The organism is Enterobacter sp. DTU_2021_1002640_1_SI_PRY_ASU_LCPMC_013 (genome assembly GCF_032389435.1).
Taxonomy (GTDB): Bacteria; Pseudomonadota; Gammaproteobacteria; order Enterobacterales; family Enterobacteriaceae; genus Enterobacter; species Enterobacter hormaechei_C.
Genome location: NZ_CP135594.1, coordinates 2,718,054 through 2,734,826 on the forward strand (window position 1 = coordinate 2,718,054; position 16,773 = coordinate 2,734,826).

Below are 16,773 nucleotides of genomic sequence, written 5' to 3' on the forward strand. Positions count from 1 at the left end.
ATCACCTCGGATTGGCTGGTGGCGATGTTGGAACGGCAGCCGAAGGGACGGCCCCAGGCTGTTTTAAATCGTCCAGTGACTCATTCTGACTTTCGGCGTTTTCATGCAGGATGGCCTGCTCCGCCTGCTGGTTCAGCACTAAAAGACTGATACGACGGTTGATGGCGTCATCCGGTCCGCGGTCGGTAAGGCGCATGGTTGCAGCCATGCCGACCACGCGCAGGACCTTGCCATCATCAAGCCCACCCGCCACCAGCTCGCGACGCGAGGCGTTGGCGCGATCGGCAGAAAGCTCCCAGTTGCTGTATCCTTTCTCTCCCGTGGCGTACGGGAAATCATCCGTGTGTCCGGACAGGCTAATGCGGTTTGGAATACCGTTCAGCACCGGTGCAATCGCACGCAGAATATCGCGCATGTAAGGCTCCACGTCGGCGCTGCCGGTTTTAAACATCGGCCGGTTCTGGCTGTCGATGATCTGAATACGCAGCCCTTCCTGTACCAGGTCAATTTTCAGATGCGGACGCAGCGCGCGCAGCTTAGGGTCCGCTTCAATCAGCTGATCCAGGTCACCGCGCAGTTTTTTCAGGCGCGCCTGCTCCATCCTTTTTTTCAGCTCGTCGATGTTAGGCTGTTTTTTCACTTCGCCCTGCTGCTGGGTGTAATCGTCACCGCCGCCGGGGATCGGGCTGTCGCTGTTAGAAATGCGCGGCCCGCCGGTGACCGCCGTCGCCAGCGGCGTCCTAAAATATTCCGCAATCTGAATAAGCTCTTTCGGGCTGGAGATGGAGATTAGCCACATCACCAGAAAGAAGGCCATCATGGCGGTCATAAAGTCGGCGTACGCGATCTTCCAGGAGCCGTGAGAACCGTGCCCGTGCCCCTTATGCTTGCGCTTTTTTACGATGACGATCGGATGGGACTGGTTTTTCATGCGTCCTCAGTTGTCGTCTGTTGGTTAGGGTTTTTCACCGCGCGCACGTGCTCTTCCAGTTCGATAAACGACGGACGTTCGCTGGAGTAAAGCGTCTTACGACCAAATTCGACGGCAATCGGTGGCGCATAACCGTTGAGGTTTGAGAGCAGCGTAATTTTCACGCACTGCATCATTTTGGTGGTTTCGGCGCTCTTCTGGCGCAGCACGCTCGCCAGCGGGGAGATAAAGCCGTAGGCCAGTAAAATACCGAGGAACGTCCCCACCATCGCGTGGGCAATCAGCGCCCCCAGTTCAGCCGCCGGGCGATCCGCCGAGGCCAGAGCATGAACGACGCCCATGACCGCCGCCACGATGCCGAACGCCGGAAGCGAGTCGCCCACCAGCGCCAGGCTGTTGGCCGGTACTTCGGACTCGCTCTCGTGGGTTTCGATCTCTTCGTCCATCAGGGCTTCAATTTCGAAGGTGTTCATGTTGCCGCTGATGATCAGTCGCAGGTAATCGACGATAAAATCGAGCATCATCGCGTCGGCCAGAATACGCGGGTAGCTGGCGAAAATTTCGCTCTCTTTCGGGTTTTCGATGTCCCGCTCCAGCGAGAACATCCCCTGCTGACGTGACTTCGCCATCAGGCGATAGAGCAGCGCCAGCAGATCCATATACATGCTTTTGGTGTATTTCGAGCGACGAAACAGCAGCGGAATCGCCTTCAGCGTGCCCTTGATCGATTTACCGTTGTTACCAACGATAAAAGCCCCTACCCCTGCACCGCCGATGATGACAAGTTCAGCCGGTTGATAGAGTGCTCCAAGGTGCCCGCCGGTCATCATGTAACCGCCGAAAACTGTACCGAGAACTACCAGGTAACCTAATAAGATAAGCACGACATCATCCTTCCGCTAGTGACTATGGCAGGACGTTCATTTCGAGCGCATGACCTGAACGCAGGGTAAAAAAAAGCAGCGGTAATCGCTTACCGCTGCTGGAATCTTGCCCACAGGTTCGGGTTAAACAGCGTGTTCGATCTGTTCATCCAGCAGTTGTGGAATAATATCGGCAGCATCCCGGGAAAGTTTACGTCTTTTTACGGCTCGGGATGGAGGCTGGCACAAACTACAGGCGAAGCTGCCCGCAGGCTGGTGCGCGTGGGTAATGAAATTGCCGTCACAGCAGTTGCAGCGGGACAATTCAAGCATTCCGCTTTCAACAAAACGCACCAGCGTCCAGGCGCGGGTCAGCGCCAGCAGGGGTCCCTCTTCCTGCTGCGGGCATTGCTCAAGGTAAAGTTTGTAGGCTTTGATCACGGCATCAACGCCGCTGCATAAGCCCGTTTTAAGCAGGTACTGCCAGGCGTTACAGAACATGGAAGCATGAATGTTCTGCTCCCAGGTCATGAACCAGTCAGTCGAAAACGGCAGCATGCCTTTTGGCGGCGGGCTACCACGCAATTCTTTGTACAGCTTGATCAGACGACCACGGCTCAGCTGCGTCTCGCTTTCCAGCATTTGTAAACGCGCACCGAGCGTGATGAGTTCCATCGCCAGCTGGATATCACGGGCTTCCTGAACAATGCTTTTTTCGCTCATTGTTAAGCCCTTTTCTTCCGGGCTACGTCATCAGGCTGGCTGATTTCGTTGAGCAGGCGGGTGGAGAGAAGAATACCAGTGTGGATCTGTTGCAGATCGTCCACGCGGGATTCCTGAGTCAGACGCGTAATGGTCTGCGGGTTATCAAAACGGAACTGGCAGACAAGTTGATTGGTTTCAGCCAGCTTGACCATTTGCGGGAGGGTTAATCCACCCAGCATGGTTGCCATCTCTTCGTTAACACCCAGACGAAACATCGCTGACGGTTTGTCCTGACTAATCAAACGCTGCGCGAGCAATAAATACGACAAATTGATGTCATAAATATGTTTTAGCAACTCGGATGTATGCATTTTTCCCATCCCGAATAACCAACTATTATTTTTATGCGGAAAGACCGCACCCCGTGATGTCGCCGGGAAATCACCCGGTATAAAAAGAAAAGGCCAAATGCATAGTTGAATTTAGGTTTGTACGTCGTAAAGCGCGTGACCGGTTAACATGGCCAAAATGTCGGTTACACATTTTATCTTTTCTTACAAATAACTAAGATTTTTCCTAATTCGACGCAAACTCTACTCGTCAGTTTTGACACATACAATGCAGCCCCCCCTGGAATTTAAAAAAAATGTGATCTACGTCACATAATTTACGCGAATGTAACCCATAAATCCATCAGCGTGACTTGTAATTTGACTATTTATTGAGCAACTGAAGCTTGTTTATATTCTTATGGAACGAATACTCATGCAGAGGGATGAGGGGATCGGGTATGAAAATTGCTACGTCGAAGAAGCACTGCCCTTTCGCGTCACAACGGGCGCGAACGCCAGAGAAGAGGCGGAGTTAATTAAGTAAAAACAGCAGCTTAAGTTTTCCTTTCGAGAAAAAAGTTTCCATGGGTAACCATCACGCTTGCGTTGACGATCGGTTAACGCGATTTAACAGCCCGGAAGGCTAAATGTGTGATTTACGTTAAGTTGTTAATTACTTTCATTTAGCGTCCCCATTTCGTTATTCTTCTTATAAGAATAATTAATGAATAATTATGATAAGCTTCACACTATTGTCGCATGTGCCTCTTGCAGAAGCGGCAGATTCGCGGTAAAGCTTGAGAAACGTGTCATTCTGACATAAAAGGAGTGTGTGATGAGTTACTCCCATCTTCTTGTTTCTGTTGCGGTTTCCCCCGAAAGTCATCAACTCGTCGCCCGTGCCGTTTCCATTGCCCGCCCGAATAATGCCCGCATAAGTCTGATTACCCTGGCGGCTGAACCCGAAATGTATAATCAACTGGCAGCGCCAATGCTGGAAGATATTCGTGAGGTTCTTCAGGAGGAAACGCAGCAATTTCTGCGCGAGCTGGTTGAGCGGGCAAAATATCCTGTCCACCAGACGGTGATTGCCACCGGCGAGTTAAGTGGACATATTCTCGACATTTGTCAGAAACAGAATGTTGACCTGGTCATTTGCGGAAATCATAACCAGAGCTTTTTTTCCCGGGCGGCATGCTCGGCAAAATCCATCGTTTCGTCAAGCCAGGTGGATGTCCTGCTGGTGCCTCTCGGGGGCAATTAATGCCCCCGGAGAAAATCAGGCGAGTTTAGGGAAGGTCGCGATCTTTTTTTGCAGATCACCTTCCTGAGTTTGCGGCTGGATCGCGCGCAAATCGTCAATAAAACGCGCCTGCCAGCGGTTGATATCATTCTTAACGATGGTCTCCATCATTTCTGAATGACGTGAAATACGTTCCGCAAGCGGCATGGTTAACGCGCGGTTCAGGGCATTTGCCACGTCATCGCGATCGTAAGGGTTCACAATCAGCGCCGAGGTTAACTCGTTTGCCGCACCGGCAAATTGGGACAGCACCAGCACGCCCGGGTCAGCAGGATCTTGTGCTGCTACATACTCTTTTGCCACCAGATTCATCCCGTCGCGCAGCGGGGTGACCAGCCCGACGTCCGCATAGCGGAACACTTTCATCAGGATTTTGCGCTCAAAGTGCTGATTCAGATAGAAAAGTGGAGTCCAGCCGAGCTGACCATAGCGCCCGTTGATGCGCCCTGCTTCGGTCTCCAGCTGGTGACGAATATCCTGGTAAGCCTGAACCTCACCGCGCGAGGTCGGCGCTATCTGGGTATAGCGGATCTTGCCGTGATGCTGCGGGAATTTATCCAGCAGGGTTTCATAAGCGAGGAATCGCTCCGGCAACCCTTTGGAATAATCCAGTCGTTCAACCGAAAAGATATTCTTAACGTGCTTGAGTTCGTCCTTGAGCTGGGCAAGCTTCGGTGGCAGCGGACCAGAGGCCTGCTCGGCGATTTCGTCTGGCTCAATACCAATCGGGTAGACTTCGGTATGGAAATTTCGTCCCCACGCGGTGTGAGATTTGCCGCCGTGAGTGACCAGCCGGGTTTTACCCGACACGCTGTCGAGGAACGCCAGCCTGTCATTTTCCGTCTGGAAACCGAGCAGGTCGTAATCAGACAATGCTTCAAGAATTTCATCATGCTGCGGCAGCGCCGTAAAGATCTCCGGGGTCGGGAACGGAATATGCAGGAAGAAGCCGATTCGGTTCTTCACACCTCGTTTTCGTAGCTCCCTGGCGAAGGGCAGCAGATGGTAATCGTGGATCCATAAAATATCGTCATCTTCGATCAGCGGCAGCAGTTTATCTGCCAGCAGCGCGTTAACGCGCATGTAGCCTTCATAGGATTCACGCTGGAATTTCACCAGATCCAGACGATAGTGAAACGCTGGCCACAGCACGGCGTTTGAGAACTCGGAATAATATTCATCGTAGTCCTTCTCGCTAAGGGCGAAGGAGGCCCACGTGATATTGCCCCGTGACACCTTTTTTAGCGGTTTCTCATCATTACTGATTTCCCCGCTCCAGCCAAACCAGAGACCACCCGCGGCTTTGAGGGCACCTAATACCCCGACCGCCAGGCCACCGGCACTGGCTTTTTTATCATCCGGCGGTGCGATGCGATTAGAGACGACGACTAAGCGACCCATAATGATTTCTCCCGTTGTTTTGCGCTATTTGTTGTTGTTGCTGGTTAGCGACGTCAGATATCCACTGCCAGACGCTGGCGACATTTTCCAGCCGCCATCCGGCAATGGTTTCACCAGATCCAACCTTGACAGACATGCCCTGGGCCTGGTTTACCACCCTGAACCCGGCCTCGTCGGTCAGGTCATCCCCAAAAAAGACTGGCGTACGCCCTTTGAACGGCGCTTCCGCCATAAACGCTGCAATGGCAGCGCCTTTATTAATTCCTGCCGGTTTAATCTCGACCACACATTTACCCGGCTGTAACGCCAGCTCCGGATGGGCTTCCGCCACGCTTCTTGCCACCGCAAATATCGCCGCCTCATGATGGGGCGCCTGACGGTAGTGCAGCGCAAAGGCCATGCCTTTGGCTTCCAGTTCCGTACCGGGAAGCATTTCCAGAGCCGAAGAGAGTTGCGTATGCAGCGCCTGAATCAGCGTGTCGGGGAGTGAAACTATATGCAGTTGATCATGGATATCGCGGCGCTCCGCTCCGTGCACACCGGCCAGCGGAAAGTGATAAGGACTGGCGAGCACGTCCAGCTCGGCCATTGAGCGCCCTGAAATCAATGCCAGTGCCCCCTCGTTCTGTCGGGAGAGCTGCTGCAAATTCTCTAACACCGTGTCCGGTACAACGACGTCATCCGGATGCGGTTCAATCCCGGCGAGCGTCCCGTCGAGGTCAAAAAAGAAAGCAAATTTTCCGGGCAGTACAGGCGGTGCGGTTAACAAGTCAGCCACCCTAATCCTCCTTACAGTGAACAAAACAGCCATGTAAGTATAGACAGTGTGACGGTGCTCGCCATTTGGCAACCGGCCCGTCAGCAAAACTGGCGGGCCGGTCAGGGGGTCAACTATGGTTAATAGTTGAGCATATTGATGGCTAAAAATAAATCAGACGGTACGCTTCGCTTTTTGCTTGTAACGGTCGAAGATCACCGCTGCCAGCAGGATCAGGCCGCGTACGACGTACTGAGAGAACGGAGAAATATTAAGCAGGTTCATGGCGTTCTCCACGGTCCCCAGAATCAGGATCCCCGCCACCACATATGAGATTTTTCCGATGCCGCCCTTGAGGGAAACGCCCCCTAAAACGCAGGCTGAGATGACGATCAGCTCATAACCAATGGAGGTCATTGGCTGGCCGCTGGTCATACGCGACGCCAGAATAATCCCCGCCGCCGCCGATACCAGCCCGGAAAGCACGAAGATAATGATCTTGGTCCGTACGACCGGGACACCCGCCAGACGCGCCGCCTCTTCATTGCCGCCAATCGCCAGCGTGTTACGGCCAAAGGTGGTGCGGTTAAGCAGGAAGCCGAACAGGATAAGACACGCGACCGTCAGCCAGATTGGCGCAGGCAGCCCCAGCCAGTTCGCATAGCCCAGCGTGAAGAAACGCTCGTCTTCAATCCCCACGGCTTTCCCGTCGGAGATGATATAGGCCAGACCGCGCACGATTTGCATGGTCGCCAGCGTCGTAATCAGGGCGTTAATCTTCAGGCGCGCAATGACAAACCCGTTCACCAGGCCGCTCAGCACGCCGAGCAGCAGCCCGGCTAGCACGCCGATCCACAGGCTTTCGGTCATGTTGATCACCACGGCAGTGGTGACGCCAGCACAGGCAATCACCGAGGCAACCGACAGGTCAAAATCGCCGGAGGCCAGGCAGAACAACATTCCGCAGGCCACCATGCCGGACATGGAGATAGCCAGCCCCAGCCCCTTCATATTGATGAACGTGGCGAAATTCGGCACAAAAATCGCGCAGGCGACGAACAGGGCAGCAAAGACCACCAGCATGCCGTACTGGTCCCAGATGCGGCCAAAACTGAAAGCCGACTTCGGCGCTCCGGATGTAGTAACAGAGGACATCATTGACTCCTTACTCAGGCGACAGCCTGGCTAACTTTAGGCATGGCGAGACTCAACGCCTGTTGTTCATTCGCCTGTTCATGCAGCAATTCACCGGCAATTTCACCTTCACGCATCACAACAATGCGGTCGGCGACACCCAGCACCTCAGGCAGATCGCTGGAGGCGAACAGGACCGCCACACCGCGTTTTGCCAGTTCATAGATGACGTTATAGATTTCGTGTTTCGCCCCCACGTCGATACCGCGCGTTGGCTCATCCAGCAAAATGACCTTCATATCTTCCGACAGCCAGCGCCCCAGAATGGCTTTTTGCTGGTTGCCGCCGGACAGGTTCATGATCAGCTGTTCAGCCCCGGGGGTTTTGATGTTCAGCGAACGGATATGGTGATCCGCGTTGCTCGCCTCCCAGCGGTCGTTAATCAGACATCCCGCGCGGATGAACTTGCGCCGGGCAGAGATGTTGATGTTGTCGCGCACCGAGTGCACCGGAATAATGCCCTCGGCCTTTCGATCCTCCGGGCAGAGCATAATCCCCGCGTTAATCGCCTGCGCAGGCTTCTGAATATCGACCTTTTTCCCGTCGACGAAAACCTGGCCCTGGGTTATGCGGGTGCCGCCAAACAGCCCTTTCATCAGCTCGCTGCGCCCTGCCCCCACAAGGCCAAACAGCCCGACGATTTCGCCGCTGCGCACCGAGAGTGAAATGGGCGTGCGCACGCCCGGGGCTTTGACGTTATCCAGACGCAGACGCTCAGGGCCATACTCGCGCGGTTTCCAGTGGTAAATATCCCCCAGATCGCGTCCGACCATCGCCTGCACCAGTTGGTCATGGTTGACCTGCTGCATATCGGTGAAGGTGCGCACGTAGCGGCCATCTTTAAACACGGTGATGGCATCGCTTAAGGCAAAAATCTCTTCCATTCGGTGAGAAACGTACAGAATGATGCGGCCCTCTTTGCGCAGCTCGCGGATCACGCGAAAGAGATTTTCTATTTCACGCGCCGAGAGCGAGCTGGTTGGCTCGTCAAAAGCGATAATTTTGGCGTTACGTGCCAGCGCTTTGGCAATTTCCACCATCTGCCACTGGCCGATGGAGAGATACTTAAGGGGCGTTTGCGGATCGACATCCAGCCCAAGGTGCTTGAGCTGCAAGCCCGCTTCATAGTTGAGCAGCGAGCGGTTGACCACGCCGCTTTTATGCGGAAGCTGGCCCAGATAGATGTTCTCCGCCACGGTCATTTCAGGAATGAGATGCAGCTCCTGATAGATGATGGCGACGCCCGCATTTAACGCTGCCGTGGTGTCGGCAAAGGCCACCTCTTCGCCGCGAATAGCCAGCGTGCCGGTGGTGGGCGTATAGTTGCCGCTGAGAATTTTTAGCAGCGTGGATTTTCCCGCGCCATTCTCCCCCATCAGGGCGTGAACCTGGCCGGCATAGCAGTCGAAGCTGATATCGGTCAGCGCGTTTACACCGGGGAACGTTTTACCGATGCCGCGGAAAGAGAGATACGGATCAGACTGTTGCATAACGACTCCGTGATTCCTGTAGTGTGTACGTCTGGCCCCTCACGGTGAGTGAGGGGCGCAATCACAGCGTATTACTTACCGCCCAGTCCTTTTTTCGCCAGCTCCTCTTTGAAGTTATCGCGGGTGATCAGCACCACATCGGTCACTTCGGTGAATTTCGGCGGCTCAACCCCTTTGGTCACCCAGTTGTAGAGCATTTCGCTGGATTTATAGCCGTGGACATCCGGGCTTGGCAGCAGAGAGCCGTAGAAACCGGTCGCCTGCGCTTTAGACAGTTCGCTCACGGCGTCAACGCCGTTGATGCCGATCCCGATCACGTCCGGTGCTTTAAAGCCCTGGCCTTCCGTTGCACGCACGCCGCCCAGTACGGTGTTGTCGTTCATCCCCACCACCAGCCAGTGCTTCACTTCCGGATGCTGGACGAGCATGGAGTTCGCCGCATCAAAGGCGCCCGGAATATCGTTGGATTTGGTCGGTACTTTGTAGATCTGTTTTTCCGGGAAGCCAGCCGCTTTCAGGGCGTCCATGGACCCGGTAGTACGACGACGGGCGGTGTCCAGCTCGTCAGCGGTAATGGCCATCACGGCGGTCTCTTTGACATCCCAGCCGCGTTTTTGCATCTCTTTGTAGAGCTCCTGGCCCTGACGCTCACCGATTTTAGTGGCCGCCATCATTACCAGCGGAACGGTATCCATCGGTTTACCTTTGGCGTTCACGAACTGATCGTCCACCGCAATCACTTTCATGTCGTAACCGCGCGCTTTCGCGGCAATCGCTGACCCCAGTTTTGGATCCGGCGTACAGATAACGAAACCTTTCGCGCCGCTGGCCGCCAGGCTATCAATGGCGTTCAGCGTTTTCTCACCGTCAGGTACGGCGATTTTAATTACCTCAAATCCCAAATCTTTTCCGGCTTTATCAGCAAATTTCCATTCGGTCTGGAACCACGGCTCTTCCGGCTGTTTAACCAGAAAACCGAGCTTTAAATTTTCAGCGATAGCGGATTGTGACATAACGGCAGCCAGGCCGATGGCCGCCAGCGCTTTAGTAAATTTGTGCATGGTAAACTCCAGCTTTAGCATTCTTATCTGTAGGGAATAATGGCGAACAACTTATTTAATCGGACTTAAAACAAGGCATTAGCGCTTACCTCGTCATAAGCGTTATTGCTGGAGATAGTTTTAGCGGGAAATTAATCATCCATAAGAGAGCGACATCACACCGCAGAATTACAGTAATTGCGTACATAAATTCAGCGAAAAATGACATAAAAAAGGACGTAATTGTCCTACAAATGGAAAGGAGTTAAGCAGGATTATCCATAAGGTCAGCTAAGAAATCCCTGTAACCCGGACGCCTTAGCGCCCGGCAGAAAAATTACCAGCGGTAATAGATGTGTTCAGCATGATCGCGCACGGGGGCGTCGTCACCCAACAGACGAGCAGAGAGCGTCAGCGCAAAGTCAAAAGCGTGCCCCAGCCCCTTGCCGCTGATGAGGTTATTATCCTCAACGACCGGCGCATCCACATATACTCCCTCATCAACGCTCTGCCAGAGATCGCCGGAACAGACGTAGCGACGCCCCTTCAGTAGCCCGTTACCGCCCAGCACCCGCGCGGCCGCAGAGCAGATTGGGCAGATGAGTTTGCCGTGCTCGTCATGCGCGGAAACAAAGCGGAGCACCTGCTTGCTAGCCGCAAGATTGACGCTCCCCTGCGGCCCACCGGGCAACACGACTGCGTCATACAGCGTATTAATGCGCTCCGTTAACGTACTGTCAGCCACCATGGGGATATTGTGGTAACTCACTACCGCACGGGACTCCGCACAGGCCAGCGTCTCCACCTCAATCTGTAAACGCCGCAGAATATCAATCGTGATAATCGCTTCTGCTTCTTCAAAACCGGGTGCCAGCAGCACCGCAACGTTAGCCATCATAAACCTCAACGAATGAAACGATGTAAAACAGTGTTTCATTTTCACTCTTTATCAGATCACAATCTTGCGACGCGATCACAGAACCGTATATTGAGTGAAAATTGATTTAGCTCAAATTTGATACGACAGGATATATTTGCAGATATTATTTCTGATTTAACACTTTTACAGAATTTCCCGCCAAAGAACGTTTCCTGAAACGATAAAAATGAGCGATATTAATTTTACACCCATTAAAATCAACAAGTTATATTAAATCCAATCTCTTACCCCTCTTTCTGTTCTGGGCTATATTTAAATTTGTAATGTATGGTAAACACAGTCCGATTAAGAGTTTTCTTAAGTCAAAGAGAAGCGTATGCTTATTTTAATCGAACACAGGAAGTGAATTTTCGAGTTTTTTACCTTGCAGAAATCTATTTCTGCCATTCAATCGTCAATACCTGCCGGGTCAGGTTAAGTAGCGGACATCAAGTCCCACAGTCAATAAGGATATGAGAATGACTACCCAAACGATGATGCAAAAACTGAATGCCCAGATGAACCTGGAGTTTTATGCTTCAAATCTGCATCTGCATTTGAGCGCGTGGTGTTCCAGAAAAAGCCTCAACGGCACTGCCACCTTCTTTCGTACTCAGGCGCAAAGTAACGTCACGCACATGATGCGCGTCTTTAACTTTTTGAAAGCTGTCGGGGCAAACCCTACCGTCAAAGAGCTTGAAACGATTGAAGATAATTACACTTCTCTGGAAGAACTGTTTCAGAAAACGCTCGAAGAGTATGAGCAACGCTGTGCGAAGCTGAGCAAACTGGCTGATGAAGCCAAAGCGCAACGGGACATCATTACCCTCAAGTTTTTACGTGATATGGACAGAGAGCAGCAGCAGGATGGCATGCTGCTGAAGACGCTCGCAGATGAAATCCGCAACGCGAAACGCGCGGGGATTTGTCTGGAGCAGACGGACCGCCATCTTCTCGACATTGCTACCGTGCAACACCACTAGGTCCTTCACCCGCTCCCGTCAGGGCTGAGAGTTCCCCACAAAATAATGCCTGCACAGACGGCCCCCTCTCCCTTGAGGGAGAGGGCTGGGGTGAGGGGGAACATACGGCTCTGGTGGTCATTCCGTTCACTTTATGTTCCTTGCTACTCTGTCACGGCATAACCGGTGAACGTGCCAGGGTGGCTCAGTCGCCACCACCCTGGCGACCCGGGCTTCCGGCGGAAAATCGCCGCTTCGCGGTACCTTCGGCTTATTCCTTCCGGCTTATCGGGGACGGGCGGAGGTAACATCCCTGTAAAGCCCGCCCTCTCGGCGCATCCCTGCGCCTCGCCCCGGCCTACAGGAAACGCCTCAGCGATTTACAGCCGGACCGAGGCATCGCTGAAAGCCTTCAGTTATTCTGAAGGCAACGTTATCGCTATTGCTTTCAAATTACTGGGGATCCCTCAGCCCGTCAGGGAGTGGGTACCAACTCCCTGCTTTTGCTGACATTTAACAAATCAGATCTTGCTCCCAATGAATAACCATACATCGTGTAATGATTTGTTTAATTACATTCATTAACGAGGGAGCATCATGATCACCATTGAGTTTATTGTCATTATCCTCTGCCTGCTGATAGGCACCCGCTTCGGCGGGATGGGCCTGGGGCTGATAAGCGGCATCGGCCTGTTTGTTTTGAGTTTTGTCTTTGGTCTGCAACCCGGTAAACCGCCGGTTGACGTGATGCTCACGATCCTCGCCGTCATCGGCTGTGCGGCCACGCTACAGACCGCCGGTGGCCTGAATGTAATGATGCAGTTTGCAGAGCGCCTGCTGCGTAAACATCCCCAGCACATCACCCTTCTCGCACCGTTTACCACCTGGATGTTGACCTTCCTGTGCGGGACCGGGCACGTCGTCTACACCATGTTTCCCATTATCGCGGATATCGCCCTGAAAAAAGGCATACGCCCGGAACGGCCGATGGCGGTGGCCTCGGTGGCATCTCAGATGGCGATCACCGCCTCCCCCGTTTCCGTGGCCGTCGTTTCGCTGGTCTCGATTCTTGGTGCGCAGCACGGTATCGGCCACGCGTGGGGGATCCTTGAAATTCTTGCGGTCTCCGTACCGGCCTCACTGTCTGGCGTCGCCATTGCGGCACTGTGGAGCTTGCGTCGCGGGAAAAACCTCGCAGACGATCCTGAATTTCAGGAAAAGCTGAAAGATCCGAAACAGCGGGAGTTTATCTATGGAGGAACGGAGACGTTGATGGATCAACGTTTCCCGAAACAGGCCTACTGGTCCACGTGGATCTTCTTCGCCGGGATTGCCGTAGTGGTCCTGCTGGGTGCGCTGCCCGAGCTGCGTCCGGCGTTTGAGATCAAAGGCAAAATGACGGCCCTGTCGATGAACCTTGTCATTCAAATGATGATGCTGATCGCCGGGGCCATCATGCTGATGACCTGCAAGGTGAATGCGTCGGCCATTTCAAACGGGGCGGTATTTAAGGCGGGGATGGTCGCGATTTTCTCGGTGTTTGGCGTGGCGTGGATGAGCGATACCTTTTTTCAGGCGCATCTCGACGAGCTGAAAATTGCGCTGGAGGGGGTGGTGAAAAGTCATCCCTGGACGTATGCCATCGTGCTGTTCCTGGTATCAAAACTGGTCAACAGCCAGGCTGCGGCCTTGACCGCGGTCGCCCCGATGGGGTTGATGCTGGGCATCGATCCGAAAATGCTGGTGGCCTTCTTCCCGGCATCCTACGGCTACTTTGTGCTGCCCACCTATCCGAGCGATCTGGCCTGTATCGGGTTCGATCGCTCCGGCACCACCCGCATCGGTAAATTCATCATCAACCACAGCTTTATTCTGCCGGGGCTGATTGGCGTCAGCTGTGCCTGCGTGGTGAGCTATCTGCTGGTGCAGACGTTCTTCTGATCCTTCTGCGGGCGACAGGCTCTGTCGCCCTTCGACGTAAAAGCAGAAAAGAGTTTCTAATTTTAAAACATCGGTTTATTTTAGTGTGACTCACCCTGCGGTGTGAAGCGGAGTTCAATCAGCGCAATCGCTTTCTGGATCGCGCGGAGCGTAACCGGGTCCGCCGCAGCAGGATGGTTGGTGAAATCGATGTTTTTCAGTTGGGTCGACATCTTTTCGCGTACCTCAACCGGCGCGATAACGTCAATCACATCAAGGATTTGTTTGATAACCAGCTGGCAGGCGACGACGTCAGATACCAGTTCCTGATCGGCGCTCAGGTTTTGTGACATGGGGTTCTCCTTATTCAAAGGCCGCCATAGTAGCAAAACAGACGCCCTTCCATCTCCCTCTCGTCGTCCGCAGACATAAAAAAACCTGCCGAAGCAGGTTTTTTTATCAGAACATCGCACCCGGTGGGACGTCTTTAAACGTTGTGCAGTAGTTTGCCCACATGCTTTTCAGGATTTTGCGCAGTTTCATTATGTTGCTCCAGTAACGTGTTATGCAGGTGTTATTGTCAATACGCTTATAATATGACCACCATCACAAAAATCAACCATTTTGCGACCTGCATCACGGTTATTAAACCCTCAGTGCTGCTGGTTTGTTAAAAAAAGCCATGATAAATCCGCACGTTACAGGCTTATAAATTCCAGTAAATGTTTATAAAATTTTTTGAGCGGGCAGGAAGAGAATGAGTGAAAACGTATCCGGCAAAGAGAGCCGTGGATTATCGCCTGCGGCGCTGCTGGTGGCCGGTGCTTTCTTTATGGAGTTTCTGGATGGGACGGTGATCGCCACCGCGTTGCCGGATATGGCAAAAAGCTTCGGCGACCAGGCGGTGGATCTAAATATCGGCATCAGCGCCTATCTGATCACCCTGGCCGTACTGATCCCCGCCAGCGGCTGGATCGCCGACCGCTTCGGCGCGCGAAAAGTGTTTGCCCTCGCGCTGGCGATCTTCACGCTGGCCTCGGTATTTTGCGGCCTGTCCACCACGCTCGATCAGTTCGTTGCGATGCGCGTCCTCCAGGGCATGGGTGGCGCGCTGATGGTGCCCGTAGGTCGCCTGGCCGTGCTACGCACCACGCCAAAACATCAGCTCATCACGGCAATCGCCACCCTGACGTGGCCTGCGCTGGTCGCGCCGATCATCGGCCCGCCGCTGGGTGGGTTCATTACCAGTTATGCCGACTGGCGCTGGATCTTCTTTATTAACGTGCCGCTGGGGATAATCGCCATTTTGCTGGCACTGCGCATCATTCCAGACCTGCATGAAGATACGCGCCGACCGTTTGATTTACCGGGTTTTGTTGTCACCACCCTTGCCATGGTGAGCCTGGTTTATGCGATGGAGTTGATGGGCGCAGAGCCTCTGCGAACAGGATTAACCGCCACGCTGTTTATCGTCGGTGTCGTCGCCTTAAGCCTGGCGCTGCGTCACTTTAAGCGGGCAACCTGGCCGATGATCAGGCTCGATGCGATGCAGGTGCCGACGTTTCGCGTCACCCTGTACGGCGGATCGCTGTTTCGCGCCTCCATCAGCGCGGTTCCGTTCCTGTTACCGCTGATGTTCCAGGTCGGCTTTGGCATGGACGCGTTCCATTCTGGCCTGCTGGTGCTGGCGGTTTTCGTTGGCAATCTCACCATTAAACCGGCGACGACGCCGCTTATCCGCAGCCTGGGGTTTAAGCGGCTGTTGCTGATTAACGGTGCGTTGAATGTCCTGGCGTTGCTGGCCTGCGCGTTTCTTACGCCGCAGACGCCCGCGTGGCTCATCATGCTGATCCTTTATCTGGGCGGCGTTTTCCGTTCGATTCAGTTTACAGCCATCAGTACGCTGGCTTTTGCGGATGTGCCATCGGCGCAGATGAGCTATGCCAATACCCTGTTTTCAACCGCAACGCAGCTTGCCGTGGGGCTTGGGATCACGCTCGGGGCGATTGGTATTCGTATCGGGGAAAAAGTCAGTGAAGCGATAGGGGTTGCCGGTATGCCGGGAATGAGCTTCCGGCTGGCATTTGTGGCGATCGCGCTGATCTGCCTGGTGGGAATGGTTGACACGCTGCGTCTGACTAAAGATGCGGGCAGCGCGGTCTCATCGAAAAAGTAACGCTATCTGCCGGGCAGGCAACGCACCGCCCGGCAAAGTAAATCAGCCAACAATACCGCGCACGAAGGCTTCAATCTCTTTGTCCTGGCAGTTCTCGAAGAAGCACTGCTGGAAGCGCTGGCCTGATACGGCGGTTTTAACCAGCTCAGGATCGATTGCTCGCAGGGTATCCAGATAGTTTTCTTTCACCACCGCCGCTTTCACCTGGTTCAGGATCCCGGCGTTACGCACCTGCGGCTCTTTACGCTCTGGTGGATAGCCTTCGCCATTGCGTCCGGTAAACGCTTTCTCAAAGATAAAGCGTACGTTCAGTTCTGCCCCCCAGCCGAAGCCCTTCGCAAACGGCAGAGAAAGCGCGTTACCGTTGTTGATTTGCGCAAACAGGAAAGCATCCGCAGGATCGATGCAGTAACCGCAAATCACACCCGGATGGATGTTCAGGGACATCAGCGCGCCCTGCCCGGTACCGCAGCCGGTAACAACAAAATCAACGGCTTTAGCGTTAAGCAGAATGCTCGCCATGATGCCCAGGTGAATATAGGTGAGATGATGATCGTTCTCATCACTCATACCGACGTTATAGACCGGAAAACCTTTCTCATCAGCAACGGCTTTCAGCTCATTAAGGATGATGGGATTCTTAGCGGCCTGGCTGTTTTCCATCATCAGTGCAATTTTCATCTTGTCTCTCCTGAATGCATGGCGGGCGATCCCGCTGTGGATACCTTTTCAACTTAACCTTACTATCAAACAAACGCACTTTCAAATTAAGTGAAAACT

General features: G+C 53.6%; 17 protein-coding genes. 4 read left to right on the forward strand and 13 right to left on the reverse strand.

Translation table 11 applies throughout. The annotated features are described in order from the left end of the window. Position 1 precedes the first annotated feature (1 nt). The 4 genes from motB to flhD all read right to left on the reverse strand — a co-directional run bounded on the left by motB (position 2) and on the right by flhD (position 2,870). On the reverse strand, positions 2 to 931 hold the full coding sequence (gene motB, locus RS584_RS13065; RefSeq protein WP_003859697.1) for a flagellar motor protein MotB: 930 nt from the start codon (positions 929 to 931) through the stop codon (positions 2 to 4). Next, positions 928 to 1,815: a flagellar motor stator protein MotA gene (motA, locus tag RS584_RS13070; protein WP_003859696.1), complete on the reverse strand. Its 888-nt coding sequence runs from the start codon at positions 1,813 to 1,815 to the stop codon at positions 928 to 930. Before motA ends, motB begins: the two co-directional genes overlap by 4 nt. Positions 1,816 to 1,938: 123 nt before the next feature. Further along, positions 1,939 to 2,517 carry a flagellar transcriptional regulator FlhC gene (gene flhC / locus RS584_RS13075; RefSeq protein WP_003859695.1) on the reverse strand — a complete coding sequence of 193 codons (579 nt, stop codon included), beginning with the start codon at positions 2,515 to 2,517 and terminating at the stop codon, positions 1,939 to 1,941. A 2-nt stretch (positions 2,518 to 2,519) separates the two neighbouring features. Next, the gene (gene flhD / locus RS584_RS13080; protein WP_003859693.1) at positions 2,520 to 2,870 is read right to left on the reverse strand and encodes a flagellar transcriptional regulator FlhD; all 351 of its coding nucleotides are present in this window, start codon (positions 2,868 to 2,870) and stop codon (positions 2,520 to 2,522) included. 796 nt (positions 2,871 to 3,666) lie between these two features. On the opposite strand from flhD, the gene uspC reads away from it, so the two are divergent. Further along, positions 3,667 to 4,095, forward strand: coding sequence for a universal stress protein UspC (gene uspC, locus RS584_RS13085; protein ID WP_017384418.1), 429 nt, complete (start codon positions 3,667 to 3,669; stop codon positions 4,093 to 4,095). A 15-nt stretch (positions 4,096 to 4,110) separates the two neighbouring features. Here uspC and otsA read toward each other — a convergent pair whose 3' ends face one another. From otsA to RS584_RS13115, 6 genes are all read right to left on the reverse strand, one after another. After that, a complete protein-coding gene (gene otsA / locus RS584_RS13090; RefSeq protein WP_017384419.1) occupies positions 4,111 to 5,535 on the reverse strand; it encodes an alpha,alpha-trehalose-phosphate synthase in 1,425 nt (474 codons plus the stop codon). Further along, positions 5,510 to 6,313: a trehalose-phosphatase gene (gene otsB, locus RS584_RS13095; RefSeq protein ID WP_023303910.1), complete on the reverse strand. Its 804-nt coding sequence runs from the start codon at positions 6,311 to 6,313 to the stop codon at positions 5,510 to 5,512. The genes otsA and otsB overlap by 26 nt, the downstream gene beginning before the upstream one ends. A gap of 153 nt (positions 6,314 to 6,466) precedes the next feature. After that, entirely contained in the window at positions 6,467 to 7,447 is a 981-nt protein-coding gene (gene araH / locus RS584_RS13100; RefSeq protein ID WP_014884358.1) for an arabinose ABC transporter permease AraH, read from the reverse strand. Between the two features lie 14 nt (positions 7,448 to 7,461). Next, positions 7,462 to 8,976 carry an L-arabinose ABC transporter ATP-binding protein AraG gene (gene araG / locus RS584_RS13105; protein WP_315748022.1) on the reverse strand — a complete coding sequence of 505 codons (1,515 nt, stop codon included), beginning with the start codon at positions 8,974 to 8,976 and terminating at the stop codon, positions 7,462 to 7,464. A 71-nt stretch (positions 8,977 to 9,047) separates the two neighbouring features. After that, positions 9,048 to 10,037: an arabinose ABC transporter substrate-binding protein AraF gene (gene araF / locus RS584_RS13110; protein WP_017384422.1), complete on the reverse strand. Its 990-nt coding sequence runs from the start codon at positions 10,035 to 10,037 to the stop codon at positions 9,048 to 9,050. A gap of 316 nt (positions 10,038 to 10,353) precedes the next feature. Continuing rightward, positions 10,354 to 10,911, reverse strand: a complete 558-nt coding sequence (locus tag RS584_RS13115; RefSeq protein WP_047727142.1) for a DJ-1/PfpI family protein — start codon at positions 10,909 to 10,911, stop codon at positions 10,354 to 10,356. A 503-nt stretch (positions 10,912 to 11,414) separates the two neighbouring features. Between RS584_RS13115 and RS584_RS13120 the strand changes: the two genes are divergently transcribed. Further along, positions 11,415 to 11,918 (forward strand): non-heme ferritin-like protein, encoded by a 504-nt coding sequence (locus RS584_RS13120; protein ID WP_017384424.1) that lies wholly within the window; start codon positions 11,415 to 11,417, stop codon positions 11,916 to 11,918. A gap of 576 nt (positions 11,919 to 12,494) precedes the next feature. Continuing rightward, entirely contained in the window at positions 12,495 to 13,838 is a 1,344-nt protein-coding gene (locus RS584_RS13125) for an anaerobic C4-dicarboxylate transporter (RefSeq protein ID WP_315748023.1), read from the forward strand. A gap of 80 nt (positions 13,839 to 13,918) precedes the next feature. On the opposite strand, the gene RS584_RS13130 is transcribed toward RS584_RS13125, so the two are convergent. Together RS584_RS13130 and azuC are read right to left on the reverse strand one after the other, a co-directional pair. Beyond that, positions 13,919 to 14,170 (reverse strand): DUF2766 family protein, encoded by a 252-nt coding sequence (locus tag RS584_RS13130; RefSeq protein ID WP_003859683.1) that lies wholly within the window; start codon positions 14,168 to 14,170, stop codon positions 13,919 to 13,921. A 106-nt stretch (positions 14,171 to 14,276) separates the two neighbouring features. After that, positions 14,277 to 14,360: a stress response protein AzuC gene (gene azuC / locus RS584_RS13135; protein ID WP_003859682.1), complete on the reverse strand. Its 84-nt coding sequence runs from the start codon at positions 14,358 to 14,360 to the stop codon at positions 14,277 to 14,279. A 214-nt stretch (positions 14,361 to 14,574) separates the two neighbouring features. Here azuC and RS584_RS13140 point away from each other — a divergent pair, with 214 nt between their 5' ends. After that, positions 14,575 to 15,993 carry an MFS transporter gene (locus RS584_RS13140; RefSeq protein WP_032669613.1) on the forward strand — a complete coding sequence of 473 codons (1,419 nt, stop codon included), beginning with the start codon at positions 14,575 to 14,577 and terminating at the stop codon, positions 15,991 to 15,993. 42 nt (positions 15,994 to 16,035) lie between these two features. On the opposite strand, the gene RS584_RS13145 is transcribed toward RS584_RS13140, so the two are convergent. Next, complete coding sequence (locus RS584_RS13145; RefSeq protein ID WP_003859680.1) at positions 16,036 to 16,674, reverse strand: RpiB/LacA/LacB family sugar-phosphate isomerase; 639 nt, start codon at positions 16,672 to 16,674, stop codon at positions 16,036 to 16,038. Positions 16,675 to 16,773: the final 99 nt, after the last annotated feature.